Source organism: Aliirhizobium wenxiniae (genome assembly GCF_014201355.1).
Classification (GTDB): Bacteria; Pseudomonadota; Alphaproteobacteria; order Rhizobiales; family Rhizobiaceae; genus Neorhizobium; species Neorhizobium wenxiniae.
This window is the reverse complement of sequence record NZ_JACHEG010000014.1, coordinates 24,083-47,727: the sequence shown is the minus strand read 5'-3', so window position 1 is coordinate 47,727 and position 23,645 is coordinate 24,083. Positions and strand designations below refer to the sequence as shown.

The following is a 23,645-nucleotide window of genomic DNA, read 5'->3' as shown; positions in this document are numbered from 1 at the left end:
ATTTGCGACCGCGGCCCCACCTACTTACGGATAGCCAAAACTGATAGGTTCCGGCAGGACAATTTTGAAAATGTTGAACAATCCTCTCCCGATTTTCGATGGCCACAATGACGTGCTTCTCCGCTTGCGACGTGGTGGCGGCAACGACCCGGTAAAGCGTTTTCTTGAAGGCGAAGAAACAGGACATATCGACCTGCCTCGCGCCAGGGCCGGCGGCCTGGCCGGCGGTCTATGCGCTATTTACGTGCCCTCGCCAAGCATGACGAAGGACGCGAACGGGGATTATCCAACACCTTTGCAGCCCGATGCACTGAATGAGACGCTGGCGATGGCGCGGCTTCTTTTCGATATCGAAGCCCGCTCGCAGGGCGCAGTGACCGTATGCCGCACGGCCGACGATATCCGCCGATCGATTGAAACCGGCAGTTTTGCGGCGGTCTTTCATATCGAGGGAGCGGAAGCGGTCGCGGCCGATCTGGATGCACTTCACGTGCTGCATCAGGCGGGCCTGCGCACGCTCGGCCCGGTCTGGAGCCGGCCGAATGTATTCGCCTATGGCGTGCCGTTCCGCTACCCGTCTTCGCCGGATATCGGTCCGGGCCTGACGGATGCCGGCCGTGACCTGATCCGTGCCTGCAACGAGCTGAAGATCATGGTCGACCTGTCGCACATGAACGAGGCAGGTTTCTGGGAGATCGCCAAGCTTTCCAAGGCGCCGCTGGTTGCCTCGCATTCCAACGTGCATGCGCTTTGCAATCACAGCCGCAATCTCACCGACCGCCAGCTCGATGCTATTCGCGATACGGGGGGGCTTGCCGGCATCAATTTCGGCGTGCTGTTCCTGCGGGACGACGGGGTGAAGGACCCGAATACCAGCATTGATCTTCTGGTGCGCCATGTTGCCTATATCGCGGAGCGGATCGGCATCGAGCATGTGGCGCTCGGCTCTGATTTCGACGGCACGACCATTCCGGCGGAAATGAAGGATGCGGCCGGGCTGCCCCTGTTGGTCGAGGCTCTGCGCAAGCATGGTTTCAACGATGCCGAGCTGAAGAAGATCGGTCATGAGAACTGGATTTCGGTTCTGGAGCGCAGCTGGGCTGCTTGATGTTTAAGCGACCTGGCGGCACGAGCGTGCCGCCAGGTTTTTCCGATTAATGGTCAGGCAGCCTTTGCCCTGATCGCAAGCGTGGCTTCCGCATAGGCCATCATGAAGGGGCCGACACCCTTGGCGTCATCGGCCACGACTTCCTCGACCAGATAATAGGCCGGCGAGCCGTCGCGATAGCGGCCATTGAAGGGGCCAAGGCCTGCCACCTGGCAGATGCCGACAAGGCGGGTTTCGCCGTTTTCTTCGACAAGCCGCGTGTCGACCAAAGCCTCTGCCGCCTTCTGGCCGGAGGCGCGGATTTTCGACGCCTCTTCCGGTGCAACCAGATCCAGTCGCTCGGCGCGCAGCAAGGCATAGGCGAACATGGCCGATGCGGAGGTTTCGTCGTAATTGCCGGCAAGATCCGGAGCATCCAGCACCTGCGGCCAGAGGCCGGATTGCTGTTGCCTTTCGGCAAGCGCCAGAAGAACCGCGCGTGTCTGTTTTCTCAGCGTTGCTGTTGCCTGATCTGCGGGAAGAACTGCAAGGATATCGACCAGCGCCATGATCAGCCATCCGACGGCGCGTGACCAGACGGCCGGAGATTTGCCGGTGAGCTGGTCTGCCCATTTTTCCGCGCGGCTGTCGTCATAACCGTGGACATATAGTCCGTTGCCGACCTGGGTCAATGCGAGTGCCGTTGCCAGTTGCTGCAGGGCATCGGTGATCCGCGGCGTTTCACCGGACCGGAGCGCATATTCGACCTGGAAGGGCAGGCCCATATAGAGCCCGTCCAGCCAGACCTGGGAGGGATAGCGCTTCTTATGCCAGTAGTTGCCGGCCGGAATGCGCGGATGCGCATCCAGCTGTGCGATCAGGCGGCGTGCAGCCGACATGTAGCGGGGATCGCCGGTTTGCCGGTCGAGGAAGATCAGTGCTCGTCCCGGCAGGACGTTGTCGATGTTGAACTCTTCCTGGGTATAGCCCGCCAGGCTTCCGTCCGGGCTGACCTGGGGATCAATCAGACGCAGGATATGGTCGAGCCAGCGCTGCTCGCCGGTTGCCTCAAAGAGCAGTTCCAGTCCGCGATAGATGCAGCCGTCCTCATAGCACCAGTTGCCGTTCTTGTAGGCCTGGTAGCGGGTGCAGAATTGGTCGAAATAATCGGTGGGTTTCATCGGGGTGCCAGTAGGTTTGGGAGGGAGATCGGGTCGGTGGAGAGCAGGCTCGCATCATCGATGTCGATCTGCGCGTGTTCGCAGAGGATCTGTTCGTGACGCATGGCCCGCACGCCATCAGCCATGATGGGAGGTGCTGCTATCGCGGCCGGGTCGGTGGAGTGAATACGCAGGCCGCGGATGCGAATGTTGCGGACCGGCATTTCCGGCAGGCCAAGGAAGACGCCGGCGGCAAGCGCCAAGCCGTAGACATCGACGTCCTCGACAAAAATGCCGTCGACATAAGGCGTTCCCTCGACGACCGGTGCCGGTGCACGAGACTGAACCCAGTCGTCATGGCCGTCGGCATCGCAGAAATAATGGACGTTGGCCGAAAGCGTCACCAGGACGCCGTCCATCTTCACCCGGCGCATGGAGATATTGCTGATACCGCCGCCACGACCGCGGCGCGTCTTGATCCGCAGGCCGCGATCGGTGCCGACCATGTCACAATCCTCGACGGTCACATCGTGAACTCCGCCGGACATTTCCGAGCCGATGACAACGCCGCCATGGCCGCGTTCCATCAGGCAATGGCGGATAGTGACACCGCGCGTTTCGCTTAAGTGGTCTGCCTCGCCCTTGTTGCCGCGCTTGCCGGCCTTGATGGCGATGCAATCGTCGCCGACAGAAAAGCGCACTCCCTCGACCGTCACATTCCGGCAGCCTTCGGGGTCGAAGCCATCGGTATTGGGGCTGTCATGGGGTGCCTGGATGTGGAGCGCGACCGCTGCCAATCCGTCACAGCCTTGCGGGTGGACGGTCCATGACGGCGCATTGCGGATGGTGAAGCCGAGAAGAAGGGTTTCCCTGCAGTCGATCAGATGAAGACCGCGCGGACGGCGCGCGCCTTCACGGGTTTCCTTCGGCCATGTCCACCAGTCGCCGGCGTTGCCGGACCCATCGAGGACGCCTTTGCCTTCGATCGTTAGACGTTCCGCACCGATGGCGTGAACGGGAGCTGCAAAGCAGGCATCGGGAAGGCCTTCCCAGCTGCCCAGCATGCGGCCGTCGTCAGCGCGCGCCGGGAGGATCGGCCAGCCGTCGCGGACGCTCGGTGCGCGAAGCACCGCACCTTCCGCCAGATGCAGGGTCAAGTCGCTTCGCAGCTTCAGGGGAAAGGCTGTCCATGTGCCGGGTGCAATATAAAGTGTGCCGCCCAGGGGCGTATCTGACAAAGCCTTGGCAAGAGCGTCGGCATTTTTGCGCGCTGCGGCAAGGTCGGAGAGATCGGTATTCTGAACCAGCCCGTAATCGACTGCCCGCACAAGGCCGGCGCAATCGCGGGTTCGGAATGAAAGAGGCTCGAAACCTTCTGCCTCGAAACGGTAATCCGTGGCAGGATAAAGGGCATCAAGGAGGGTCACCACGGTGGTTGCCGTTCCCTGCTGTACGGGGTCGCTTTCCCCCTTGCGCAACAAGCGCCAGGCTAGCGGTTGCGGCAGGGCATGGCGTGCGCCGGGCACAGCCAGCCTTATGGCCGCGATCCGTGCGGAGATCGCAACTGAAATGGCTTTGTTCATCGTTTCTCTCTTGATTTATGCACCACCCGGCCTCCTGTCAGGCCGGGTGGAGAGTTCTGTCCGCGCTTAGTCGAACTTCTTCAGGGCGTCGTTCACGCCATCGATGATCTGCTCGGCTGCTTCCGTCGAGTTGATCTGTTCGTAGGCATACTCTTCGAGCGTATCGATGATGATGCCGCGGATGACCGGGTTTTCGTCGAAGGGCGAAATCGTCGGGCCTTCGGAGGCCATGACGATTGCGTTGGCGGCGCGGACTTCCGGCTCCCCTGCATTGCTCAGTCGTGCCATGGCGGCCTTGGAGGCCGGGATGCCACGCGACGTACCGAGAATGTCGATGCCTTCCGGTTCATTCAGCAGGCAATTGGTGATCTGCGCTGCTGCTTCCGGGTTCTTCGAGTTCTTGGAGATGGAGAAGACCATCGACGGCTTGCGGAAGACGCCTTCGGTCTTGCCGTTCGCCATTTTCAGCATCGGTACCGGCTTCAGGACCTGACCTTCCTTCAGCGGATCGGCATATTTCGAATAGGTCGAATCCCACTCGTAGGAACCTGCGATCTTGCCTTCTGACCAGGCCGGCTTTTCGAAGAGGTTGACATTGCCATCGGCTGCTTCCTGCTTCTGCGAGCGTATCGCACCGGTTTCCACCAGCTTGCCAAGGAAGTCGATGCCGGCTGCCAGTTCTTCCGGCGTCCAGGCTACACGGTTGGTCTTCGGATCAACCATGCCCTTGCCGGTGGCCTGGGTTACGGCCAGCGTCATCAGAAGATGCGCCGTCTCCTTGACTGCGTTGAAGGTGTAGTAATCCGGGCCGAGCTTTTCCTTGACCGTCTTGGTCATTTCGAAGAATTCGTCCCAGGTGGTCGGAACGGCTACGCCGGCTTTCTCGAGCGTCGTCGTGTTGAAGAAGAAGACGCGGCCGCTGGTGGAGACCGAAAGGCCCTGCAGCACACCGTTCGTGGAGCCCGACGCCAGATCGGCTTCGGTCCAGTTCGAAAGGTCGAGGCCCTTCAGGGTGCGCAGATCGGCAAAGCCCTTGCCGTCCTTGGAGAACAGCGGCAGCCACGGCCAATTGACCTGGATGATGTCGGCTTCCGTCTTGCCTGCCATCTGGGTCGTCAGCTTTTCCAGATAACCGTCGAAACCGGTGAACTCACCCTTCACGGTGTGTCCATATTTAGCGCCGCAGGCGGCAATCGCCTTCTGCGTTGCGACGTGGCGGCTTTCACCACCCCACCACGACATGCGCAGTTCCGCAGCGCTTGCCGAAGGTGCCATTGCGATGACCGCAAGGGCTGCTCCTGCAAGAAAGACGGATGATTTCAGTATGCTTTTCATGTGTGCCTCCTCAAATTGGCTTTAAATTGTTACGCCGCAATGCTGCCTCCATGCAGCGAAACGTTGCGGCCGTCTGACTTGTCGAAAACGTGCAATGTCTTCGGGTCGGGGCGCAGGCGGATCACGTCGGATTGCCCCCGCGCCTCGAATTCTGCAGCACCCACCACGCTTACCAGCCTGCGGCCTTCGCAATCCGCATGCATGTAGACCTCGTGGCCCATGAACTCGGCATTCACGAGCTTGGCCTGCAGCGCCGGTCCTTCGCTGACCAGTGAGAACTGCTGCGGGCGGATGCCGAGAACGGCGTTGCCGGGCTGGCTGGAAAGCCGGCTGGCGAGATCGCTGCCGAGCGCCAGGCGTTGGCTGCCCATGATGAACTCTCCGCCTTCCATCGCGCCTTCGACGAGGTTCATTTCCGGCGTACCGATGAAGCCTGCGACGAAGAGATTGGCCGGAGCGTTATAGAGTTCCTTCGGGGTGGCGACCTGCATGATGTGACCGGCCTGCATGACGCAGATTCGGTCGCCCATGGTCATTGCCTCCGTCTGGTCGTGGGTGACGTAGATGACGGTCGGCGAGCTGCCTTCCGCCTTCAGCTGGCGGTGCAGGTCGGTAATACGGACGCGCATCGAGGCGCGCAGCTTGGCATCGAGGTTCGACAACGGTTCGTCGAAGAGGAAGACGCCGGGGTTCTTGATCAATGCGCGGCCGAGCGCGACGCGCTGGGCCTGGCCGCCCGAAAGCTGTTTCGGCAGGCGATCGAGCAGCGGTTCGATTTCCAGGATTTCGGCGACCTTATCGACTGCGGCGGCGATTTCCGCCTTCGGACGACCGGCGATGCGCAGGCCGAAGGAGAGATTGCCGCGCACCTTCATATGCGGATAGAGCGCATAGTTCTGGAACACCATGGCGATCTGCCGCTTGCTTGGCGAGAGATCGTTGACGCGCTCTCCGCCGATGATGACGTCACCAGCAGTAATTTCTTCGAGGCCGGCGACCATGCGCAGTGTCGTCGACTTGGCGCAGCCAGACGGGCCGACCAGGACCATGAACTCGCCGTCCTTGATATCAAGATCGATGCCGTGAACGACCTTGTTGGTCTTGTTGTAGACTTTCTCGAGGTTTTTCAGTTGTACCTGTGCCATGTCAGCCCTTTCTGCCTCCCGCAGAGATTCCTTCGATGAAGTACCGTTGCGCTGCGAAGAACACGACAAGCGCAGGGGTGATGGTGAGCACCGACATCGCCAGGATGCGGTTCCATTCGAAGGCTTCGGTTGTATCGATTGAGAGTTTGAGCGCGAGGCTCACCGGATATTTGTCGACCGACGAGATGTAGATCAGCGGTCCGAGGAAGTCGTTCATTGTCCACATGAACTGGAACAGGCAGACCGAGACCAGGGCTGGCCCAAGCATGGGGACGACGATGAAGATCAGTGTCTGCAGGCTGTTTGCGCCATCGACGCGGGCTGCTTCCTCCATGTCCGTCGGCAGCGAGCGCAGGAACTGCACCAGCATGAAGACGAAGAAGGCGTCACCGGCGAGCGCCGAGGGCACCCAGAGCGGCAGGAAGCTATCCAGCCAGCCGAGATCCCGGAAGAGGATGTATTGCGGGATACGGGTGACAACGTTCGGCAGCAGCAGAACGGCGATGACCGATCCGAACAGGACCTTCTTGAGCGGAAACTCGAAGCGGGCGAAGGCGTAGGCCACCATCGTGCAGGAGATTGCCGTGCCGATGACCTTGGGCAGGATGATCAGGAACGAGTTCCAGAAGAACCGGCCGAATGTATAGGGCGTGGACGTCTGCCAGCCCTGGACATAACCTTCGACTGTCGGGCTTTCCGGCAGGAAGCCGGCGCCGGCAAAGATCTCCGAATTGGTCTTGAAGCTCGCGCCGACCAGCCAGATCAGCGGGTAGAGCATCAGGAAGCCGACGCCGAAGAGCAGCGAGTAGCGGACGACAGCGGAGATGAGGTCCATGCGGGCGCGTTTTGCAGCAGCGGCTTCATCCGAGCTGCGGGCCGCGGTTTTGGGCAAAGTAAGATCGGTCATGGCTCAGCTCCTCTTGTCGCCGGCGTAGTAGACCCACTTCTTCGAGGACCAGAAGGCCACGAGCGTGAGCACCATGATGATGGCGAAGAGCACCCAGGCAATCGCCGAGGCGTAGCCCATGTTGAACTTCTTGAAGGCCTCCTCGTAGATGTAGAGGGGCAGGAGATAGGTGGATTTCAGCGGGCCGCCTTGCGTGATGATGTAAGGGCCGTTGAATTCCTGGAAGGCCTGGACCATCTGCATGACGAGGTTGAAGAAGATGACCGGCGTCAAAAGCGGCAGCGTCACGAAAAAGAAGGTCGTGACCTTGCCGGCGCCATCGATGGAGGCCGCTTCATAAAGCGACTTGTCGATCGATTGCAGGGCGGCAAGGAAGATCACCATGGCCGAACCGAACTGCCAGCAGCGCAGAAGCGTGATGGTGAAAAGTGCATTTGTCGGATCGCCGAACCAGTCCACTGGTGCAAAGCCGACAGCGCCGATCGCCATGTTGACGAGGCCTTCAGCCGAGAACAGGTAACGCCACAGAACGGCGATGGCGATCGATCCGCCGAGGATGGACGGGACGTAAAAAGCCGTCCGGAAGAAATTGATGAATTTAAGCTTGTAGTTGAGTATGGCGGCGATGAAGAGCGCGAAAGCAAGCTTCAGCGGCACGGTGGAAAATACGTAAATAAGCGTGACAGTCAGCGACTTGTCGAAAGTCCGGTCGCGGGTGAACAGCCGCTCGTAGTTCGACAGCCCGGTCCATTGCGGGCTGCTCATAAGGTCGTAGCTGGTGAAGCTCAAATAAAGCGAAGTCAAAAAAGGGATGGCCGTAAATATGACGAGGCCAATCAAATATGGGGTCAGATAGGCATATCCCAGGAAGCGCTGAGACCTCATGAGGCGCCTCCAACGGGCAAATCACACCCGGTTATGAGAAATACATTTTTGTGCAAATCAAATTCCTCCTCCAGCCAATAGGTGCAAGGCTGTTATGCGTCAGTGGCTTAGCTGAAAGACTGAACAATCATCAATTCTGTTCCTCCTCCAGTATTTAGCGTGACATAATTTCATTTTCAGTCGAGAATGAATGAACAAACACGGAAAAAAAGATGGACGAAATTGAAGGTGGCATTCTCTCCAGCATCGCGCCTTCGGCGCTGTCGCTCAAACTCACTCGAGCGACGATCAAGATGGAGCATTCGAAGACGTGGCGCATTGACAAGACAAACCCCGTCGAAGATTTCGTCATCTGCCTGGAGGGCTGCGGCCATTATGTCATTGAGGGAGAGCGCCGGGTGATGGAGCCCGGCGACGCGATGCTTATCCGGCGCGGACAGCGCTTTCGCGGCTGGAACCGCGGGACGGCAATCTATAGGGGAATTGCCCAGCATTTTTCTCTGGACATCTACGGCAAGCATGACCTGATCGCGCAGATGCAGCTGCGACCTCATGTCCGACTGAAGAAGTGGCCGCTACTGGAGCCGCTGGTGCGGCAATATCGCCAGACGGCGCCGCCTTCTTCACTGACCCTCAGCCAGCATCATCTTTTCATGTATCTGCTGATCGCTTATATCGAGGATGCGTTCATCGGCTGGAACGATAGTGCGACGTATCAGACCGAAGGGACCGACGCTCTGGATCTGGCGGTGATGAAGGCTGTGGCGATGATTTCGGCCAATCCTCTCGATCTGGACATAGCGGAACAGGCGGTGGATGCCTCGCCGTTCAATGCCGATTATTTCCTGCGCGAGTTCAAGAAGCGGGTAGGGCACACGCCGCGCAAATACCAGGAACAGAAGCGCATGGAGCGCGCCATGCATCTGCTGGAAGCGGGGATGCCGGTTGCCAATGCGGCTGCAGATGTCGGGTATGGTGATCCCTATTATTTCTCACGCATGTTCAAGCGTGTCTTCGGTGTCAGCCCACGTGCTCATGTCGAACGCGTGAAGCGGAATCGAAACGGTGGGTTGCTCCGCTTTGACGAAGCCGAACAGACCAGATTGATGAGCATCGATCCCGGTTGATGTGCGTCACGGGTTATGCGGCGATATCGTCCGTCTTGGGCTCGCGCGGATCCATGCCGCGCGGCTTGCCATAGAGGCCGATATTGGCATCGCCCCAGAGTTTCAGCGCAAGCAGGATCGGCTCCATGCTGCGGCCGAGTTCGGACAGGCTGTATTCCACCTTCGGGGGGACCTGGGCATAGACTTTGCGCTCGATCAGGCCGTCGTCTTCGAGTTCGCGCAGCTGATTTGTCAGCATGCGCGGCGTGACGTTGACGATATGCCTGCGGATTTCGTTGAAGCGCAGGGTGCCCGACAGAAGGTGGTACAGCACGACGGACTTCCATTTGCCATCGATGAGACCAATTGCCGCTTCCACCGAGCAGCCGGGAGAGCAATCGAAACGGGAGTGGCGGGCTTTGGCCATGACAGTATCCTTTTTGATACTACGTGCTATTTTCGTGCGTATTGTACGGATCTGAATATAGCCCATTTTGGTGACATATCAATCGACACCGTATCTCACCTGCTAACCCCGATCTCACTTCGCTAAAAATTCTCCATTGACGACTGACATGTTAGTGCGTTAGCGTTGAAAAATCAGTGGAGGATGACTAATGACACGCTTCGGACTTTCCGTCGCTTTGACTACGCCGTTTGGTGAGGACGGCGAGATACTTATCGACATGATGATCGCGCAGGCCAGGCGCAGCCTTGATGCCGGCTGCGCGAGCTGCACGCTGTTCGGCACGACGGGCGAGGGCTCGTCGATCGGAACGCAGGAGCGCGAGCGTGTGCTTGCGGCCTTTATCGACGCGGGCATCGCGCCCGAGCAGATCGTCGTTGGCGTTCTGGTGGATGCTGCGGAAGACGCAGCGCTTCAATCATCCCAGGCGCTTTCAAGGGGTGTCCGCAACATCCTGCTTGCGCCGCCATCCTATTTCAAGAATGTCAGCGATGACGGGCTGTTCGGCTGGTATTCCAAGGTCTTCAAGGATCTCGGCAAGCTGGCGCGCGATATCATCGTCTACAACATTCCGTCCGTCACCATGGTGCCGCTCAGTGTTTCGCTTGTCGGCCGGCTGAGCCATGCCTTTCCGGGCATCGTGACCGGCGTGAAGGATTCGTCCGGTGACTGGTCCTATACACAGGAGCTTCTGAAGGCGCATTCGGACCTGATCATCCTGATCGGTGACGAGCGTCATCTGGCCGAAGGCGTGCGCATGGGCGGGCAGGGTGCTATCTCCGGCATGGCGAATTTTGCTCCGCACGAGGTTGGTGCGATGGCGAATGAAGGTCGCGATGATACCCGCGTGGTTGATTTCGTCGCCGAGCTTCTGAAGTATCCGGTCACGCCGGCGGTGAAGGCCATGGTGGCGCGTCAGCTTGGCGATGAAAACTGGCTTGCGGTTCGCGCTCCGCTGCTTTCTATATCGAAGGACGGACAGAAGCAGCTCGGCCTTGTCTTCGACGGCCTGTTCCGGACGAAAGCGGCCTAAGGGCCAGTGCCAGGAACGGGACGATGATGGACCAGCGCCAAGACCAGCAGACGGAAGAACCGACGCTCAGGGAAAAGGCTTATGAGAGCTTTACCCGGCATCTGCTCGCGCGCGACGTGCGCCCGGGGCAGTTCGTTTCCCAACGTCATCTGGTCGAGCTGACCGGTCTCACACTCGGCGCCATCCGCGAACTCATACCGCGGCTGGAGGCCGAGGGGCTGATCAAGACCGTGCCGCAGCGCGGTCTGCAGATCGCCCATATCGACCTGAACCTGATCCGAGAGGCGTTTCAGCTGCGTCTCTTCCTCGAGAAGGAAGCCGTTGCGCTGTTTGTTCAGACAGCTTCCGACGAAGTGGTAGAAAAGCTGATCCGGCAGCACAGGGAAATCTCGGATGCCATCGCTGCGGGCAATGAAACGCCCGAGCTCGATGCTCATGCACAGGCTGTCGACTGGGGCATGCATGATGCCTTTGTCGCTGCGCTCGACAACGCCATCATCTGGAACGTCTATCGGGTCAACTCGATCAAGATGCGCCTGATCAATCAGGAACGTTTCCGTATCAACGGCCGTGTCGCGCCCGTCATGGGCGAGCATATGGCCGTGCTTGAAGCAATCAAGTGTCGTTCTGCCGACGGTGCCGTCGAGGCGCTCGTCAAGCATATCGGCCATGCAAGGGATCGTGCCTTGAGACTTTAAATACACGCGAAGCCGGGATGAGGAGATCCCGGCGAAACCTGGAGGAGGAATACATGACATCTTCGTTCTTTACACCGACACGCCGGAGTTTTCTGGCTGGATCGGCAGCGCTTGGCGCCGCCGGGCTGATCGGATCGCGGTCGGCTTCTGCTGCCGTCGACTGGAAGCGCTTTGCCGGCACCACGCTGGAAGTGAACCTGGTCAAGAGCCCGCGCGGCGAAACCATCCTGAAATACATCAGCGAGTTCGAGGCGCTGACCGGTATCAAGGTCAATGCCGAGGCAACGCCGGAACAGCAGCAGCGTCAGAAGACGACGATCGAGCTTTCTTCCGGCCGTCCGAGCTTCGACGTCGTGCACCTGAGCTATCACGTCCAGAAGCGGCAGTTCGAAAAGGGTGGCTGGCTGGCCGATCTTTCCGGTTACTTCAAGGATCCGTCGCTCACCGATCCGTCGCTGGTTGAAGGTGATTTCGCCGAGGCAGCGCTGAAATTCGCCAAGGATGCCGATGGCAAGCTGCGCACGCTGCCCTTCTCGGTGGATTACTGGATCGTCTACTGGAACAAGGAACTCTTCGAAAAGAAGGGCCTGAAATATCCGACGACTTTCGACGAAATGGTGACCGCTGCCGAGGCGCTGACCGACAAGTCCGAAGGCACTTACGGCTTCGTTGCCCGTGGCCTGAAAAATGCCAATACGCCGGTCTGGACCTCGTTCATGCTGGGCTATGGCGCAACCCCGCTCGATGCCAGCGGCAAGCTTGCAACGACGTCCGAAGGGGCTGTCGAGGCGGCAAAGCTCTATCAGCGGCTGATGTCCAAGTCGGCGCCGGTCGGTGTGTCAGGCTTCAACTGGGCCGAAGCGCAGTCTGCATTCCTGCAGGGCAAGATCGGCATGTGGTTCGATGGCGTCGGTTTCGCACCGCCGATCGAAGATCCGCAGAAGTCACGCGTCGTCGGCAAGGTCGGTTACGGCGTCATGCCGGCAGGTCCGAAGGCCCAGGCTGCAGCGACGACCGGCGACGGTATCGGTGTGACCGCCGCCAGCAAGAACAAGGAAGCCGCCTATCTCTTTTGCCAATGGGCGATCTCCCATGAAATGGGTGCCCGTCTGCTGCAGGCCGGTGCCGGTGTGCCATTCCGCCAGTCGATCCTCGAGGACGCCAAGGTTCGCGAAGGCGTCAAGATGCCTTCGGCCTGGGTGGATGCGGTTGTTGCCTCCGGCAAGATCTCGCAGCTCGCTCTCCCGGTCATCATCCCGGTCACGGAATTCCGTGACATTTACGGGGTTGGCCTCACCAACATGATCGGCGGCGCCGATCCTGCAAAGGAACTGGAATCGGCAACCGCTCAGTTCGAGCCGGTGCTTGCCCGAAGCGAGGGATAATGGCTTCCGTGACCATAGAACCCACCGCGGCCAGGGATCTGGCCGCAAAGGGGGGCAAGCCGCAAAGGCTTGCTCCCAATTACTGGCCCTTCGTAATGCCTGCCCTGGTCGTGATCGGCGCAGTCATCGTTTTCCCCTGGGTGTTTACCCTCTGGATGAGCGTCAATTCATGGACGCTCGGGCAGGAACAGACCTTTGCCGGTCTAGACAATTATATCCGGCTTGCCGGCGACATGCGGTTCTGGGAATCCATGTGGCACACGCTGGTCTATACCGCGCTGTCCGTGATTGCGCCGCTGATCCTAGGGACGCTGGCAGCTCTCATCTTCGACGGTGAATTCCCGTTGCGCGGTTTTCTGCGCGGGGTTTTCGTCATGCCGATGATGGCGACGCCGGTGGCGATCGCTCTCGTCTGGACGATGATGTTCCATCCGCAGCTCGGCGTGCTCAACTATCTTTTGTCGTTGGTCGGTATCGGCGCGCAGGAATGGATCTACAACCAGTCGACCGTCATTCCGGCGCTGGTTCTGGTCGAGACCTGGCAATGGACGCCGCTGATCATGCTGATCGTGCTCGGTGGTCTGGCCGCTGTTCCGCGCGAGCCTTATGAAAGCGCTGAAATCGACGGCGCAAATGCCTGGCAGAAGTTCCGTTACCTGACGCTGCCGATGATCGCGCCCTTCCTGATGATCGGTGTCATCATCCGCTCGATCGATGCGGTGAAGAGCTTCGACATCATCTATGCGATGACCCAGGGCGGGCCGGGAACGGCGTCGGAGACGATCAACATCTATCTCTACAACACCGCCTTCTCCTATTACGACATCGGTTACGGCTCGGCCATGGCGGTTGTCTTCTTCTTCGTCATCATCGCGCTGTCCTTCGTTCTGATGATGGTTCGCGCGCGCACCAACTGGTCGGACATGGAGGATCGTTGATGATACCCAAACTCACTCATCGCGCCTGGAACCGTCTCGGTCTGTTCTTCGTCGCGCTCGTCATGATCTCGCCGGTCATCCTGTTCTTCGTCTGGATGATCTCGCTATCGCTCAAGTATGAGATCGACAACGGCGCCTATCCGCCGATCCTGATCCCGGAAAACATCGCCTGGTCGAACTATGCCAAGGTGTTCGAGGAGAACAACTTCCTCCTCTATTTCTGGAACTCGATCCTCGTTACGGGCGCTGCAACCATTCTCGCCCTCGTGATCGGTGTTCCCGCCGGTTACGGCATTGCACGGCTGAAAGCCGAAAAGGCGGCGATGGTGATCATGATCGCCCGCATGACGCCCGGCCTGTCGTTCCTGATTCCGCTCTTCCTGCTGTTCCAATGGATGAACCTGCTCGGTACGCTTTGGCCGCAGATCATCATCCATCTGGTCGTCACCGTGCCGATCGTCGTGTGGATCATGATCGGTTATTTCGAGACGACCCCGAAGGAACTCGAGGAGGCTGCCAGCATCGATGGCGCAACGTCCTGGCAGGTCTTCCGCCTCGTGGCTTTGCCGATCGCCAAACCCGGCATCGTCGTCGCCTTCATTCTGGCGGTAATCTTCTCCTGGAACAATTTTGTCTTCGGCATCGTGCTCGCCAGCCGCGAAACGCGAACCCTGCCGGTGGCCGTCTACAACATGCTCTCCTTCGAGCAGGTCAGCTGGGGGCCGCTGGCCGCTGCCGCGCTGATCGTTACCCTGCCGGTTTTGGTGCTGACCATGTTCGCCCAGAAGCAGATCGTCGCGGGCCTTACCGCCGGCGCGGTCAAGGGCGGCTGAAGAAGAGCAACAGATAACGACCCGAAAATCGGGAGGATTTTCAAATGGCAACAGTCAATATCCAGAATATCCAGAAGCGCTACGGAGCCGTCGAGATCATTCGCGACCTGAGCGTCGATATTGCCGACGGCGAGTTCGTCGTGCTCGTCGGCCCGTCCGGCTGCGGCAAGTCCACGCTGCTACGCATGGTGGCGGGACTTGAGGACGTTACCGGCGGCGCGATCCGCATCGGGCCGAGGGAGGTTTCGCATCTTCCGGCGCGTGATCGCGATATCGCCATGGTATTCCAGAACTACGCGCTTTATCCGCATATGACGGTGGCGGAAAACATGGCCTTCGCGCTGAAGCTGAAGAAGGCCGATGTCAACGAGACGCGCAAGAAGGTTGAGAATGCCGCCGGCATTCTCGGGCTGGAAAAGCTGCTCGATCGTTACCCGCGCCAGCTTTCCGGCGGCCAGCGCCAGCGTGTCGCCATGGGCCGTGCGCTGGTGCGCGATCCGCAGGTGTTTCTGTTCGACGAACCGCTCTCCAACCTCGATGCCAAACTGCGCGTGCAGATGCGTGCCGAGATCAAGGCGCTGCATCAGCGGATCGGCACGACGATCATCTACGTCACCCACGATCAGATCGAAGCCATGACCATGGCCGACAAGATCGTCGTGCTGCAGGAAGGCAATATCGAGCAGGTCGGTGCGCCGCTGGATCTCTACGATCGTCCCGCCAATCTCTTTGTTGCCGGCTTTATCGGTTCGCCTTCGATGAATTTCCTCGATGGCAGAATAGAGGAAGGCGTGTTCCGCAGCGAAAAAGGCCTCGTCCTGCCACTGCCAACCGGCGCCGATCCGGCAAAACTTGGCGGCAAGTCGCTGGTCTACGGCATTCGCCCGGAACATATCCGCGCGGACAATGCCGGTGGTGTCCAGGGGCGTGTCGAGATCGTCGAAGGGACAGGTTCGGAAATCTTTGCCCGTGTGGCCAGCCATGGCGAGCATATTTCCTGCCTGTTCCGCGAGCGCCTGAGCATCCATTTCGGCGACGAGATCGGATTGGCGATCGATCCGACCAAGGCGCATCTGTTCGACAAGGCGAGCGGCCAGCGCCTCTGAAAAAAATGAGGGGTGGCGTGATTGCCGCCCCTCGCATCTTTCCGGACCTCTTTTCAAAGAGATGGACTGCAGGGCGCCATGCGTTCTGGTCCTGCTATTGCGGATAAACTGACATGACCTCATTCATCGGAATTGACGTCGGCACCGGAAGCGCCCGTGCCGGGATTTTTGATGCGCGCGGTAACTTGCTCGCGGCGCATTCGCAGGCGATCGCGACCGAAAAGCCGAAGCAGGATTTCGTCAATCAATCCTCGCGCGACATCTGGGCGGCGATCTCAACCTGCGTGCGGAAAGCGATGGCGGATGCCGGGCTTGCCGCCTCCGACATCGCAGGCATCGGGTTCGACGCAACCTGCTCGCTGGTCGTCGTTGATGATAAGGGCGGGCCGGTGACGGTGAGCCCCGGCGGTGATGACGACTGGAACATCATCGTGTGGATGGACCATCGCGCCATCGGTGACGCGGACCAGATCAATGCGCTGAAAAGCCCGGTTCTCGATTATGTCGGCGGTGTCATCTCACCCGAAATGGAGACGCCGAAACTGCGCTGGCTGAAACGTGAGATGCCTCAGAGTTTTGCCCGTGCACATGCCTTTTTCGACCTGCCCGACTGGCTGGTTCACAAGGCAACGGGTGATGATATCCGCTCGCTCTGCAGCACCGTTTGCAAATGGACCTATCTCGGCCAGAACGGTTTGGGTGGCGAGGGATGGGACAAGGCCTATTTCGAAACTGCCGGGATATCCGAACTCGCCGCCGACAATTTTCGCGCTATCGGAAACCGGTTTGCGGCACCGGGTGACAAGGTCGGGTCGCTTTCGGATGCTGCAGCTACCGATCTCGGGCTGGCTCCCGGTACCGCGGTTGCCGCCAGCCTGATCGATGCCTATTCAGGTGCGCTCGGCACGATGGGGGTGGATCTGGGCGAGGGGGCGCTCGACGATCGTCTGGCGTTGATTGCGGGAACCTCTTCGTGCCATATCACCGTCAGCGAAAAACCGGCCTTCGTGCCCGGTGTCTGGGGGCCTTATTTCTCCGTCCTGCTGCCGGGTCTGTGGGCCAACGAAGCGGGACAATCGGCTGCCGGTGCGCTGATCGACCGGATGATCGATGGCCACGCCGCGATCCACGAAGCGCGCGAGATGGCGAAGGCGGAAGGCATTTCCGTGTTCACCCTGTTCGATCGCCGGCTTGAGGCAATGGCTGATGGCGGGGAGACGGCGGTGCTGACGAAATCGCGGCATGTGCAGCCGGATTTCCACGGCAACCGTTCGCCGCTTGCCGATCCGTTGCGCAAGGGCGGGATTACGGGTCTTTCACTTGATCGCGGACTGGACGATCTGGCGCTCGATTATCTCGCGACCTTGCAGGCGCTGGCTTACGGTACCCGGCACATCATCGCGGAAATGCGCGCCAATGGCGTGACCGTCGATACGCTGGTCGTCAGCGGCGGTCTGGCGCAGAACAAGCTGTTTTTGCGCGAGCATGCGGATGCGACGGGCTGCGCCATCGTTGTGCCGGACCAGCGCGAGCCGGTTCTGGTCGGCAGCGCCATGCTGGGGGCTGTGGCGAGCGGCCATTATGCCGACCTGCCTGCCGCCATGCGCGCCATGAGCGGCCCGGGCAGCCGGATTTCTCCGCGCGGAGCGGAGATCGCCACCTATCACGACCGCAAATACCACGTCTTCCGCCGCATGCAGGAGGACTTCGTTGCCTATGCCGAGCTGATGGCCGGCACTGATCATTGATTTGAGGGATGAGGAACATGACCAAGGAAATTGCACTTTTCGCCAGCGGCGACCTTCGCCTATCCGCCAACCAGCAATGCTGGGCGACACAGGACGCGATGGAAAAGAAACTCGGCGAAGTGCTCGCCGGCCTCGGTTACACGGTGAAGCGTGCTCACGCCTACAAGCCGGAAGAAGGCCACGGTTTTCTGTCCTCGCAGCGCGAGGGCATGGATGCGTTTGCGAAGATCGATCCGAACGTGCCGGTGATCGTGGCGGAATCCGTCTGGCAATATTCGCACCATGTGCTTGCCGGTCTCACCAGCCACAAGGGACCGATCCTCACCGTTGCCAACTGGTCCGGCCAGTGGCCGGGACTGGTCGGGCTGCTCAACCTCAATGGTTCGCTGACCAAGGCGGGCGTTACCTATTCCTCGCTGTGGAGCGAGGCGTTTGATGACGATTTCTTCCGAAATGGGCTTTCGCAATGGCTTTCGGAAGGCACGGTGGACCACGACACCAGCCATGTGAAGCCGTTCAAGGCCGGCAATGTGCCGCAGGATCTGCAGGATCTGGCGAAGGAGATCGCTCATGATTTCCACACCAACAAGGTCATTCTCGGCATTTTCGATGAAGGCTGCATGGGCATGTATAATGCCATCGTGCCGGACGAGCTGTTGATGCCGCTCGGCATTTTCAAGGAACGCCTGTCGCAGTCGGCGCTTTATTACGCCACCAATCAGGTGCCTGTCGAGGAAGGCCGCGCCGTCTATCAGGACCTGCTCGCCAAGGGCATGAAGTTCCATCTCGGAACCGATCCGAAGCAGGAACTCACCGAGGACCAGGTAATCGACCAGTGCCGCATGTATATCGCGGCTGTGCGCATCGCCGAGGATTTCGGCTGCGAGGCGATCGGCATCCAGTATCAGCAAGGGCTCAAGGACCTGCTACCGGCATCCGATCTGGTGGAAGGTATCTTGAACGACGACGGGCGACCGGATGTCAAAGGTCGTGACGGCAAGGTCATCCGGCAGGGCAAGGCGATCGTGCATTTCAACGAGGTGGACGAATGCGCCGGCCTTGACGGACTGATGACCAACCGCCTGCATCGTGCGCTCGGCCAGCCGGTGGAAAACACCCTGCATGACCTGCGCTGGGGCGGTGTCGACCCGACCGGTACGGTGGATGGCTTCGTCTGGGTATTCGAAATCTCCGGGGCTGCGCCGCCGGCACATCACGAGGGGGGCTGGGCCGGATCGGACAGCCTGCGGCAGCCGCCGATGTTCTTCCCCGCAGGTGGAGGCACGCTGCGCGGCATCGCCAAGCCCGGCGAGATCGTCTGGTCGCGTATCTTCGTCGAGGACAACCGGCTGAAGATGGATATCGGCCGCGGTCAGGCTGTGGCCTTGCCGAAGGAAGAAACCGAGCGCCGCTGGAAATCCACCAATGAAGAGTGGCCGATGATGCATGCGGTGCTGAGCGGCGTTTCCCGCGACCAGATGATGGCGCGCCACAAGGCCAACCATATCCAGGTCGTTTACGCCAATTCGGCAAAAGAAGCCGATCGCTCGGCGCTCGCCAAGGCAGCGCTTGCGGCCGAACTCGGGATCGAAGTCAATTTCTGCGGCGTCGAGCTGGGGTGAGCAACATTCTTGCTGATCGGAAATTTGGGAGAGGGCGGCTTGGTCGCCCTCTCTTTTTCATTTGATCTTATGAGGCCTGCGTCTCCCGCAGCATTCGGATGATGGCAGAAAAATCTTCTGTGCCGTGGCCGGTGTTTTCGAAGGCTTTGTAGAGTTTGGCGGCATGCGCCCCAAGCGGCGTTCTTGTTCCGGTCTGGCTGGCCGCTTCCTGCGACAGCATCAGGTCCTTTAGCATCAAGGCTGCGGCAAAACCCGGTTTGTAATCGTTGTTCGCCGGTGAGGTGGGGACGGGGCCGGGGACGGGGCAATAGGTGGTCAGCGACCAGCATTGGCCGGACGAGGTCGATGCCACATCGAACAGGGCCTGATGCGAAAGGCCGAGTTTTTCCGCCAGCACGAAGGCTTCGGCGACGCCGATCATCGATATGCCGAGGATCATGTTGTTGCAGATTTTTGCCGCCTGGCCTGCGCCATTGCCTCCGCAATGGACGATCTTCTTGCCCATGGCTTCGAGGATCGGTTTTCCCGCGGTGAAAGCGGCGTCCGAGCCACCGACCATGAAGGTGAGCGTGCCGGCTGCAGCTCCCGTCGTGCCGCCGGAGACCGGGGCGTCGAGAGCAGGGCAATTCATTATGCCTGCCAACCCATGGGCTTTTTTCGCACTCTCCACATCCACCGTGGAGCAATCAATGAGAAGCGTGCCCTCGGTGACGAGCGTGGCGAGATCGGTCCAGACGGAGACGACATGCTGGCCTTTTGGCAGCATCGTTATGACGCATTCGGCATCTCGTACCGCTTCGGCAAGCGATGCCGCCGCAGTAACGCCGGCTTCAGTTGCCGATTTGACGGAGGCTTCGGAGAGATCGAAGCCGGAAACCGAATGCCCGGCTTTCACCAGATTTGCGGCCATGGGGCCGCCCATGTTTCCGAGGCCGATGAATGCGATCCGGGTCATGTCGTCTCTCCCTTTCGTCTTGCGTCGCCTTATCAGCGATTGTCTGCGAGGATCATTTCGGCCGCCTTTTCGGCGATCATGATCGTCGGTGAATTGGTGTTGCCGGATGTTATATTGGGCATGATCGAGGCATCGGCGATGCGTAGCCGCCCGAGCGCCCGCAGTTTCAGGCGTGGATCGACGACGCTGTCGGGATCGGCACCCATGCGGGCCGTGCCGACCGGGTGAAAGATCGTCGTGCCGATCTCGCCGGCAGCACGCTCCAGATCCGCATCGGTCTCGTAAGCCGGGCCGGGCTTGTATTCCTCAGGATTATAACGGGCAAAGGCAGGCTTTTTGACGATTTCGCGGGTCAGGCGGATGGAGCGGACGGCGATATCGCGGTCGGCGGCGGTTGAGAGGTAGTTCGGGCGAATTGCCGGTGCAGCGGCGAAGTCCGGGCCTTTCAGATGCACCGAGCCGCGGCTTTCGGGCCTCAGGTTACAGACGCTCGCGGTCATCGCCGGGAAGGCGTGGACCGGTTCTCCGAACCTGTCAAGCGAGACCGGCTGGACGTGATATTCGAGATCGGCGGTTTCCTTATCCGGGCCGGACTTGGTGAAGATGCCGAGCTGACTTGGGGCCATGGACATCGGGCCGGAGCGTTTCAGCGCATATTCCAGCCCGATCGCCGCCTTGCCGAGAAGCCGGGATGCCTTTTCGTTCAGCGTCGGCACGCCGGTGACCTTGTAGACCAGGCGAAGCTGCAGGTGGTCCTGCAGGTTTTCTCCGACGCTTTTGACCTCTTTCGTAACCTCGACGCCTGCCTCGGAGAGTACGTCGCCGCGGCCGATGCCGGAGAGTTCCAGCACATGCGGGGTGCCGATCGCACCGGCCGAGAGGATGGTTTCGCGGCGGGCATGAGCCGTCTTGGTGATGCCGTCGTGCTGGAATTCGACGCCCTTCACCTCGCCGTTCTCGACGATCAGCTTGCGCACATGGGCCTTGGTCAGAACGTTGAGGTTGGGACGCTTCATCGCCGGGCGTAGAAAAGCTTTCGATGTGTTCCAGCGAATGCCGGAGCGCTGGTTGACGTCGAAATAGCTGGACCCTTCGTTGTCGCCGCGGTTGAAATCGTCGATGGCGGGGATGCCTGCTTCTTCGGCCGCCTTCTGGAAGGCGTCGAGCACGGCCCAGCGGACACGCGCCTTTTCCACCCGCCATTCGCCGCCGGTGCCGTGCATGTCATCGGCGCCCTTGTAGAAATCCTGGCTCTTCCTGAAGAGCGGCAGCACGTCATCCCAGCCCCAGCCGGTGCAGCCCATCTGCCGCCAGAGATCGTAGTCGTGGGCCTGGCCACGCATATAGATCATGCCGTTGATCGACGAGCAGCCGCCGAGCAGTTTTCCGCGCGGATAAGAGAGCGAGCGGCCGTTCAGCCCCTCTTCCTTTTCGGTGGTGAAACACCAGTCGGTGCGCGGGTTGTTGATGCAGTAGAGATAACCGACCGGGATATGCACCCAGTGGTAATTGTCATTGCCGCCGGCCTCCAGAAGCAGGACGCGATTGCGGCTGTCTGCCGACAAACGGTTGGCGAGCACGCAGCCGGCGCTGCCCGCACCGATGATGATGTAATCGTAGGTTTCCATGTTTCGTGCCGATCAGCGCCTGTGCTCGAAGCCCAGCTTGCGGCCGAGCCGTGAGGCGTAGAATTCGCCGATGATGCCGCGGCGGAAGAGGAGGACGCAGACCATAAAAACGACGCCGGTGATGATGGTGACCGGGAATTGCGAGGTCGCGAGATAGTTCTGCAATGTCACCACCAGCCCTGCACCGAAGACCGGGCCGATCAGCGTGCCGATGCCGCCGAGAAGGGTCATGAGGATGACCTCGCCGGACATCTGCCAGCCGACATCAGTCAGCGTGGCAAACTGGAAGACCAGCGCCTTGGTGCCGCCGGCAAGACCCGAGAGCGCTGCCGACATGACGAAGGCGCCGAGCTTGTAACGGGCCACCGAATAACCGAGCGAGACGGCGCGCTGTTCGTTTTCGCGGATTGATTTCAGGATCATGCCGAAGGGCGAGTTGATGAAGCGCCAGATGACGATCATGCCGATGAGGAACACACCGAGCACGAAGTAGTACATGCTGGTCGTGTCGGCGAGGTCGATGAAGCCGAACAGATGGCCGCGCGGCACGGACTGGATACCGTCCTCGCCATGGGTAAATCCGGCCTGCAGGCAGAAGAAGAAGAACATCTGCGATAGTGCCAGCGTGATCATGGCGAAATAGATGCCCTGCCGGCGGATAGCGAAAAAGCCCATGATCAGGCCGAGCAGTGCTGCGCCCGCAACGCCGATGAGAATGCCGATTTCCGGCGTCACACCCCATTCTTTCACGACATGGGCGGTGAAATAGGCGGCACCGCCGAAAAAGGTCGCATGGCCGAAGGAAAGCAGGCCGGTATAACCGAGCAGAAGATTGAAGGCGCAGGCGAAAAGCGCGAAGCACAAGAGCTTCATGAGGAAGATTGGGTAGAAGAACATCGGGGCGACGACCAGCAGGACAAGGCCGATGCCGAGAAAGGCCGCATAGGCTTTCGAGGCAGTTGCCGAACGTTCGGTCCGGGCTGTGTTCGTTGTGGACGAATGGGCGACATGGCTCATGACTTTGCCTCCCTCAAGCATCTCGGCCGAACAGGCCGGCGGGGCGGATGAGAAGCACGATCGCCATGATCACGAAGATCACGATGTTCGAGGCTTCCGGATAAAAGACCTTGGTCAGGCCCTCGGCGATGCCCAGCATGTAGCCGGTGACGATGGCGCCCATGATCGAACCCATGCCGCCGACCACGACGACGGCAAAAACGACGATGATGATGTTCGATCCCATCAGCGGCGAGACCTGATAGACGGGGGCCGCCAGTACGCCGGCAAAGGCGGCAAGGCCTGCTCCGAGCGCGTAGGTGAGTGTCAGCAGCATTGGCACGTTGACGCCGAAGGCCTGGACCAGCGTCGGGTTTTCGGTGGCGGCACGCAGATAGGCGCCGAGCTTGGTCTTTTCGATCAGGAGCCATGTGCCGATACAGGCGATAAGCGACACGACGACGACCCAGCCGCGATAATTGGGCAGGAACATGAAGCCGAGATTGGTGGCGCCGGTGAGTGCCGGCGGCGGCGCATAGGGTTGGCCGGAAGAACCGTAGAGATACCGGAACGTGCCTTCGATGGTCAGCGCCAGACCGAAGGTGAAGAGCAGGCCGTAGAGGTGGTCGAGCTTGTAGAGGCGCGACAGCAGAAGCCGTTCGATAACGGCGCCGAACAGGCCGACGACGATCGGTGCCAGCAGAAGCGCGAACCAGTAGTTGATGCCGAAATATTGCAGCATCAGCATCGCGACGAAGGCGCCGAGCATATATTGCGCGCCATGGGCGAAGTTGATGACGCGCAACAGGCCGAAGATGACGGCGAGGCCGAGGCTTAAGAGCGCGTAGAAGGAGCCGTTGATCAGGCCGATCAGGAGCTGGCCCATGAAGGCTTGGAGAGGGATGCCGAAGATCATGGTCATATCGATGTTCTCCCTCGTGTTGCGAGACCGAGAGACTGAAGGCGGTGCGGCCAGCTCCCCATGATCTCCCCTCTTGTGGGGGAGATGTCACGAAGTGACAGAGGGGG

At 60.0% G+C, this 23,645-nt stretch carries 21 protein-coding genes; 10 read left to right on the top strand and 11 right to left on the bottom strand.

From position 1 onward, the window contains the following. The first annotated feature begins 70 nt into the window (after positions 1-70). A complete protein-coding gene (locus tag HNQ72_RS28860) occupies positions 71-1,108 on the top strand; it encodes a dipeptidase (protein ID WP_183997897.1) in 1,038 nt (345 codons plus the stop codon). 53 nt (positions 1,109-1,161) lie between these two features. Here HNQ72_RS28860 and HNQ72_RS28855 read toward each other — a convergent pair whose 3' ends face one another. From HNQ72_RS28855 to HNQ72_RS28830, 6 genes are all read right to left on the bottom strand, one after another. Beyond that, positions 1,162-2,268, bottom strand: coding sequence for a glycoside hydrolase family 88/105 protein (locus HNQ72_RS28855; protein WP_183997894.1), 1,107 nt, complete (start codon positions 2,266-2,268; stop codon positions 1,162-1,164). Beyond that, positions 2,265-3,830 carry a polygalacturonase PglA gene (pglA, locus tag HNQ72_RS28850; protein ID WP_183997892.1) on the bottom strand — a complete coding sequence of 522 codons (1,566 nt, stop codon included), beginning with the start codon at positions 3,828-3,830 and terminating at the stop codon, positions 2,265-2,267. The genes HNQ72_RS28855 and pglA overlap by 4 nt, the downstream gene beginning before the upstream one ends. Positions 3,831-3,896: 66 nt before the next feature. Continuing rightward, positions 3,897-5,165: an ABC transporter substrate-binding protein gene (locus HNQ72_RS28845; RefSeq protein ID WP_183997890.1), complete on the bottom strand. Its 1,269-nt coding sequence runs from the start codon at positions 5,163-5,165 to the stop codon at positions 3,897-3,899. A gap of 29 nt (positions 5,166-5,194) precedes the next feature. After that, on the bottom strand, positions 5,195-6,310 hold the full coding sequence (locus tag HNQ72_RS28840) for an ABC transporter ATP-binding protein (protein ID WP_183997888.1): 1,116 nt from the start codon (positions 6,308-6,310) through the stop codon (positions 5,195-5,197). Position 6,311: 1 nt separating this feature from the next. Further along, positions 6,312-7,217 (bottom strand): carbohydrate ABC transporter permease, encoded by a 906-nt coding sequence (locus HNQ72_RS28835; RefSeq protein WP_183997886.1) that lies wholly within the window; start codon positions 7,215-7,217, stop codon positions 6,312-6,314. Positions 7,218-7,220: 3 nt separating this feature from the next. Further along, positions 7,221-8,102, bottom strand: a complete 882-nt coding sequence (locus HNQ72_RS28830) for a carbohydrate ABC transporter permease (RefSeq protein ID WP_183997884.1) — start codon at positions 8,100-8,102, stop codon at positions 7,221-7,223. 212 nt (positions 8,103-8,314) lie between these two features. On the opposite strand from HNQ72_RS28830, the gene HNQ72_RS28825 reads away from it, so the two are divergent. Further along, positions 8,315-9,229 (top strand): AraC family transcriptional regulator, encoded by a 915-nt coding sequence (locus tag HNQ72_RS28825; RefSeq protein WP_183997882.1) that lies wholly within the window; start codon positions 8,315-8,317, stop codon positions 9,227-9,229. A gap of 13 nt (positions 9,230-9,242) precedes the next feature. Here HNQ72_RS28825 and HNQ72_RS28820 read toward each other — a convergent pair whose 3' ends face one another. Continuing rightward, the gene (locus HNQ72_RS28820) at positions 9,243-9,635 is read right to left on the bottom strand and encodes a winged helix-turn-helix transcriptional regulator (RefSeq protein WP_183997880.1); all 393 of its coding nucleotides are present in this window, start codon (positions 9,633-9,635) and stop codon (positions 9,243-9,245) included. A 190-nt stretch (positions 9,636-9,825) separates the two neighbouring features. Here HNQ72_RS28820 and HNQ72_RS28815 point away from each other — a divergent pair, with 190 nt between their 5' ends. From HNQ72_RS28815 to HNQ72_RS28780, 8 genes are all read left to right on the top strand, one after another. Further along, positions 9,826-10,707, top strand: coding sequence for a dihydrodipicolinate synthase family protein (locus tag HNQ72_RS28815; RefSeq protein WP_183997878.1), 882 nt, complete (start codon positions 9,826-9,828; stop codon positions 10,705-10,707). A gap of 26 nt (positions 10,708-10,733) precedes the next feature. Next, a complete protein-coding gene (locus HNQ72_RS28810) occupies positions 10,734-11,405 on the top strand; it encodes a GntR family transcriptional regulator (RefSeq protein ID WP_244654626.1) in 672 nt (223 codons plus the stop codon). Positions 11,406-11,458: 53 nt separating this feature from the next. Next, positions 11,459-12,790 (top strand): ABC transporter substrate-binding protein, encoded by a 1,332-nt coding sequence (locus HNQ72_RS28805; protein ID WP_183997874.1) that lies wholly within the window; start codon positions 11,459-11,461, stop codon positions 12,788-12,790. After that, entirely contained in the window at positions 12,790-13,728 is a 939-nt protein-coding gene (locus HNQ72_RS28800) for a carbohydrate ABC transporter permease (RefSeq protein WP_183997872.1), read from the top strand. The genes HNQ72_RS28805 and HNQ72_RS28800 overlap by 1 nt, the downstream gene beginning before the upstream one ends. Beyond that, the gene (locus tag HNQ72_RS28795; RefSeq protein WP_183820797.1) at positions 13,728-14,561 is read left to right on the top strand and encodes a carbohydrate ABC transporter permease; all 834 of its coding nucleotides are present in this window, start codon (positions 13,728-13,730) and stop codon (positions 14,559-14,561) included. The genes HNQ72_RS28800 and HNQ72_RS28795 overlap by 1 nt, the downstream gene beginning before the upstream one ends. 44 nt (positions 14,562-14,605) lie before the next feature. Then, entirely contained in the window at positions 14,606-15,667 is a 1,062-nt protein-coding gene (locus HNQ72_RS28790) for an ABC transporter ATP-binding protein (RefSeq protein ID WP_183997870.1), read from the top strand. A 113-nt stretch (positions 15,668-15,780) separates the two neighbouring features. Then, positions 15,781-17,415, top strand: coding sequence for an FGGY-family carbohydrate kinase (locus tag HNQ72_RS28785; protein ID WP_183997868.1), 1,635 nt, complete (start codon positions 15,781-15,783; stop codon positions 17,413-17,415). A 17-nt stretch (positions 17,416-17,432) separates the two neighbouring features. Next, complete coding sequence (locus tag HNQ72_RS28780; protein WP_183997866.1) at positions 17,433-19,037, top strand: fucose isomerase; 1,605 nt, start codon at positions 17,433-17,435, stop codon at positions 19,035-19,037. A gap of 67 nt (positions 19,038-19,104) precedes the next feature. On the opposite strand, the gene mmsB is transcribed toward HNQ72_RS28780, so the two are convergent. Genes mmsB through HNQ72_RS28760 form a run of 4 tightly spaced genes read right to left on the bottom strand, consistent with a single transcriptional unit; the run spans position 19,105 to position 23,538 of the window. Next, positions 19,105-19,992: a 3-hydroxyisobutyrate dehydrogenase gene (gene mmsB, locus HNQ72_RS28775; RefSeq protein ID WP_183997864.1), complete on the bottom strand. Its 888-nt coding sequence runs from the start codon at positions 19,990-19,992 to the stop codon at positions 19,105-19,107. 32 nt (positions 19,993-20,024) lie between these two features. Then, the gene (locus HNQ72_RS28770) at positions 20,025-21,620 is read right to left on the bottom strand and encodes a GMC family oxidoreductase (RefSeq protein WP_183997862.1); all 1,596 of its coding nucleotides are present in this window, start codon (positions 21,618-21,620) and stop codon (positions 20,025-20,027) included. 12 nt (positions 21,621-21,632) lie between these two features. Then, positions 21,633-22,637, bottom strand: a complete 1,005-nt coding sequence (locus tag HNQ72_RS28765) for a branched-chain amino acid ABC transporter permease (protein WP_183997860.1) — start codon at positions 22,635-22,637, stop codon at positions 21,633-21,635. A 13-nt stretch (positions 22,638-22,650) separates the two neighbouring features. Next, positions 22,651-23,538: a branched-chain amino acid ABC transporter permease gene (locus HNQ72_RS28760; protein WP_148170480.1), complete on the bottom strand. Its 888-nt coding sequence runs from the start codon at positions 23,536-23,538 to the stop codon at positions 22,651-22,653. Positions 23,539-23,645 lie beyond the last annotated feature (107 nt).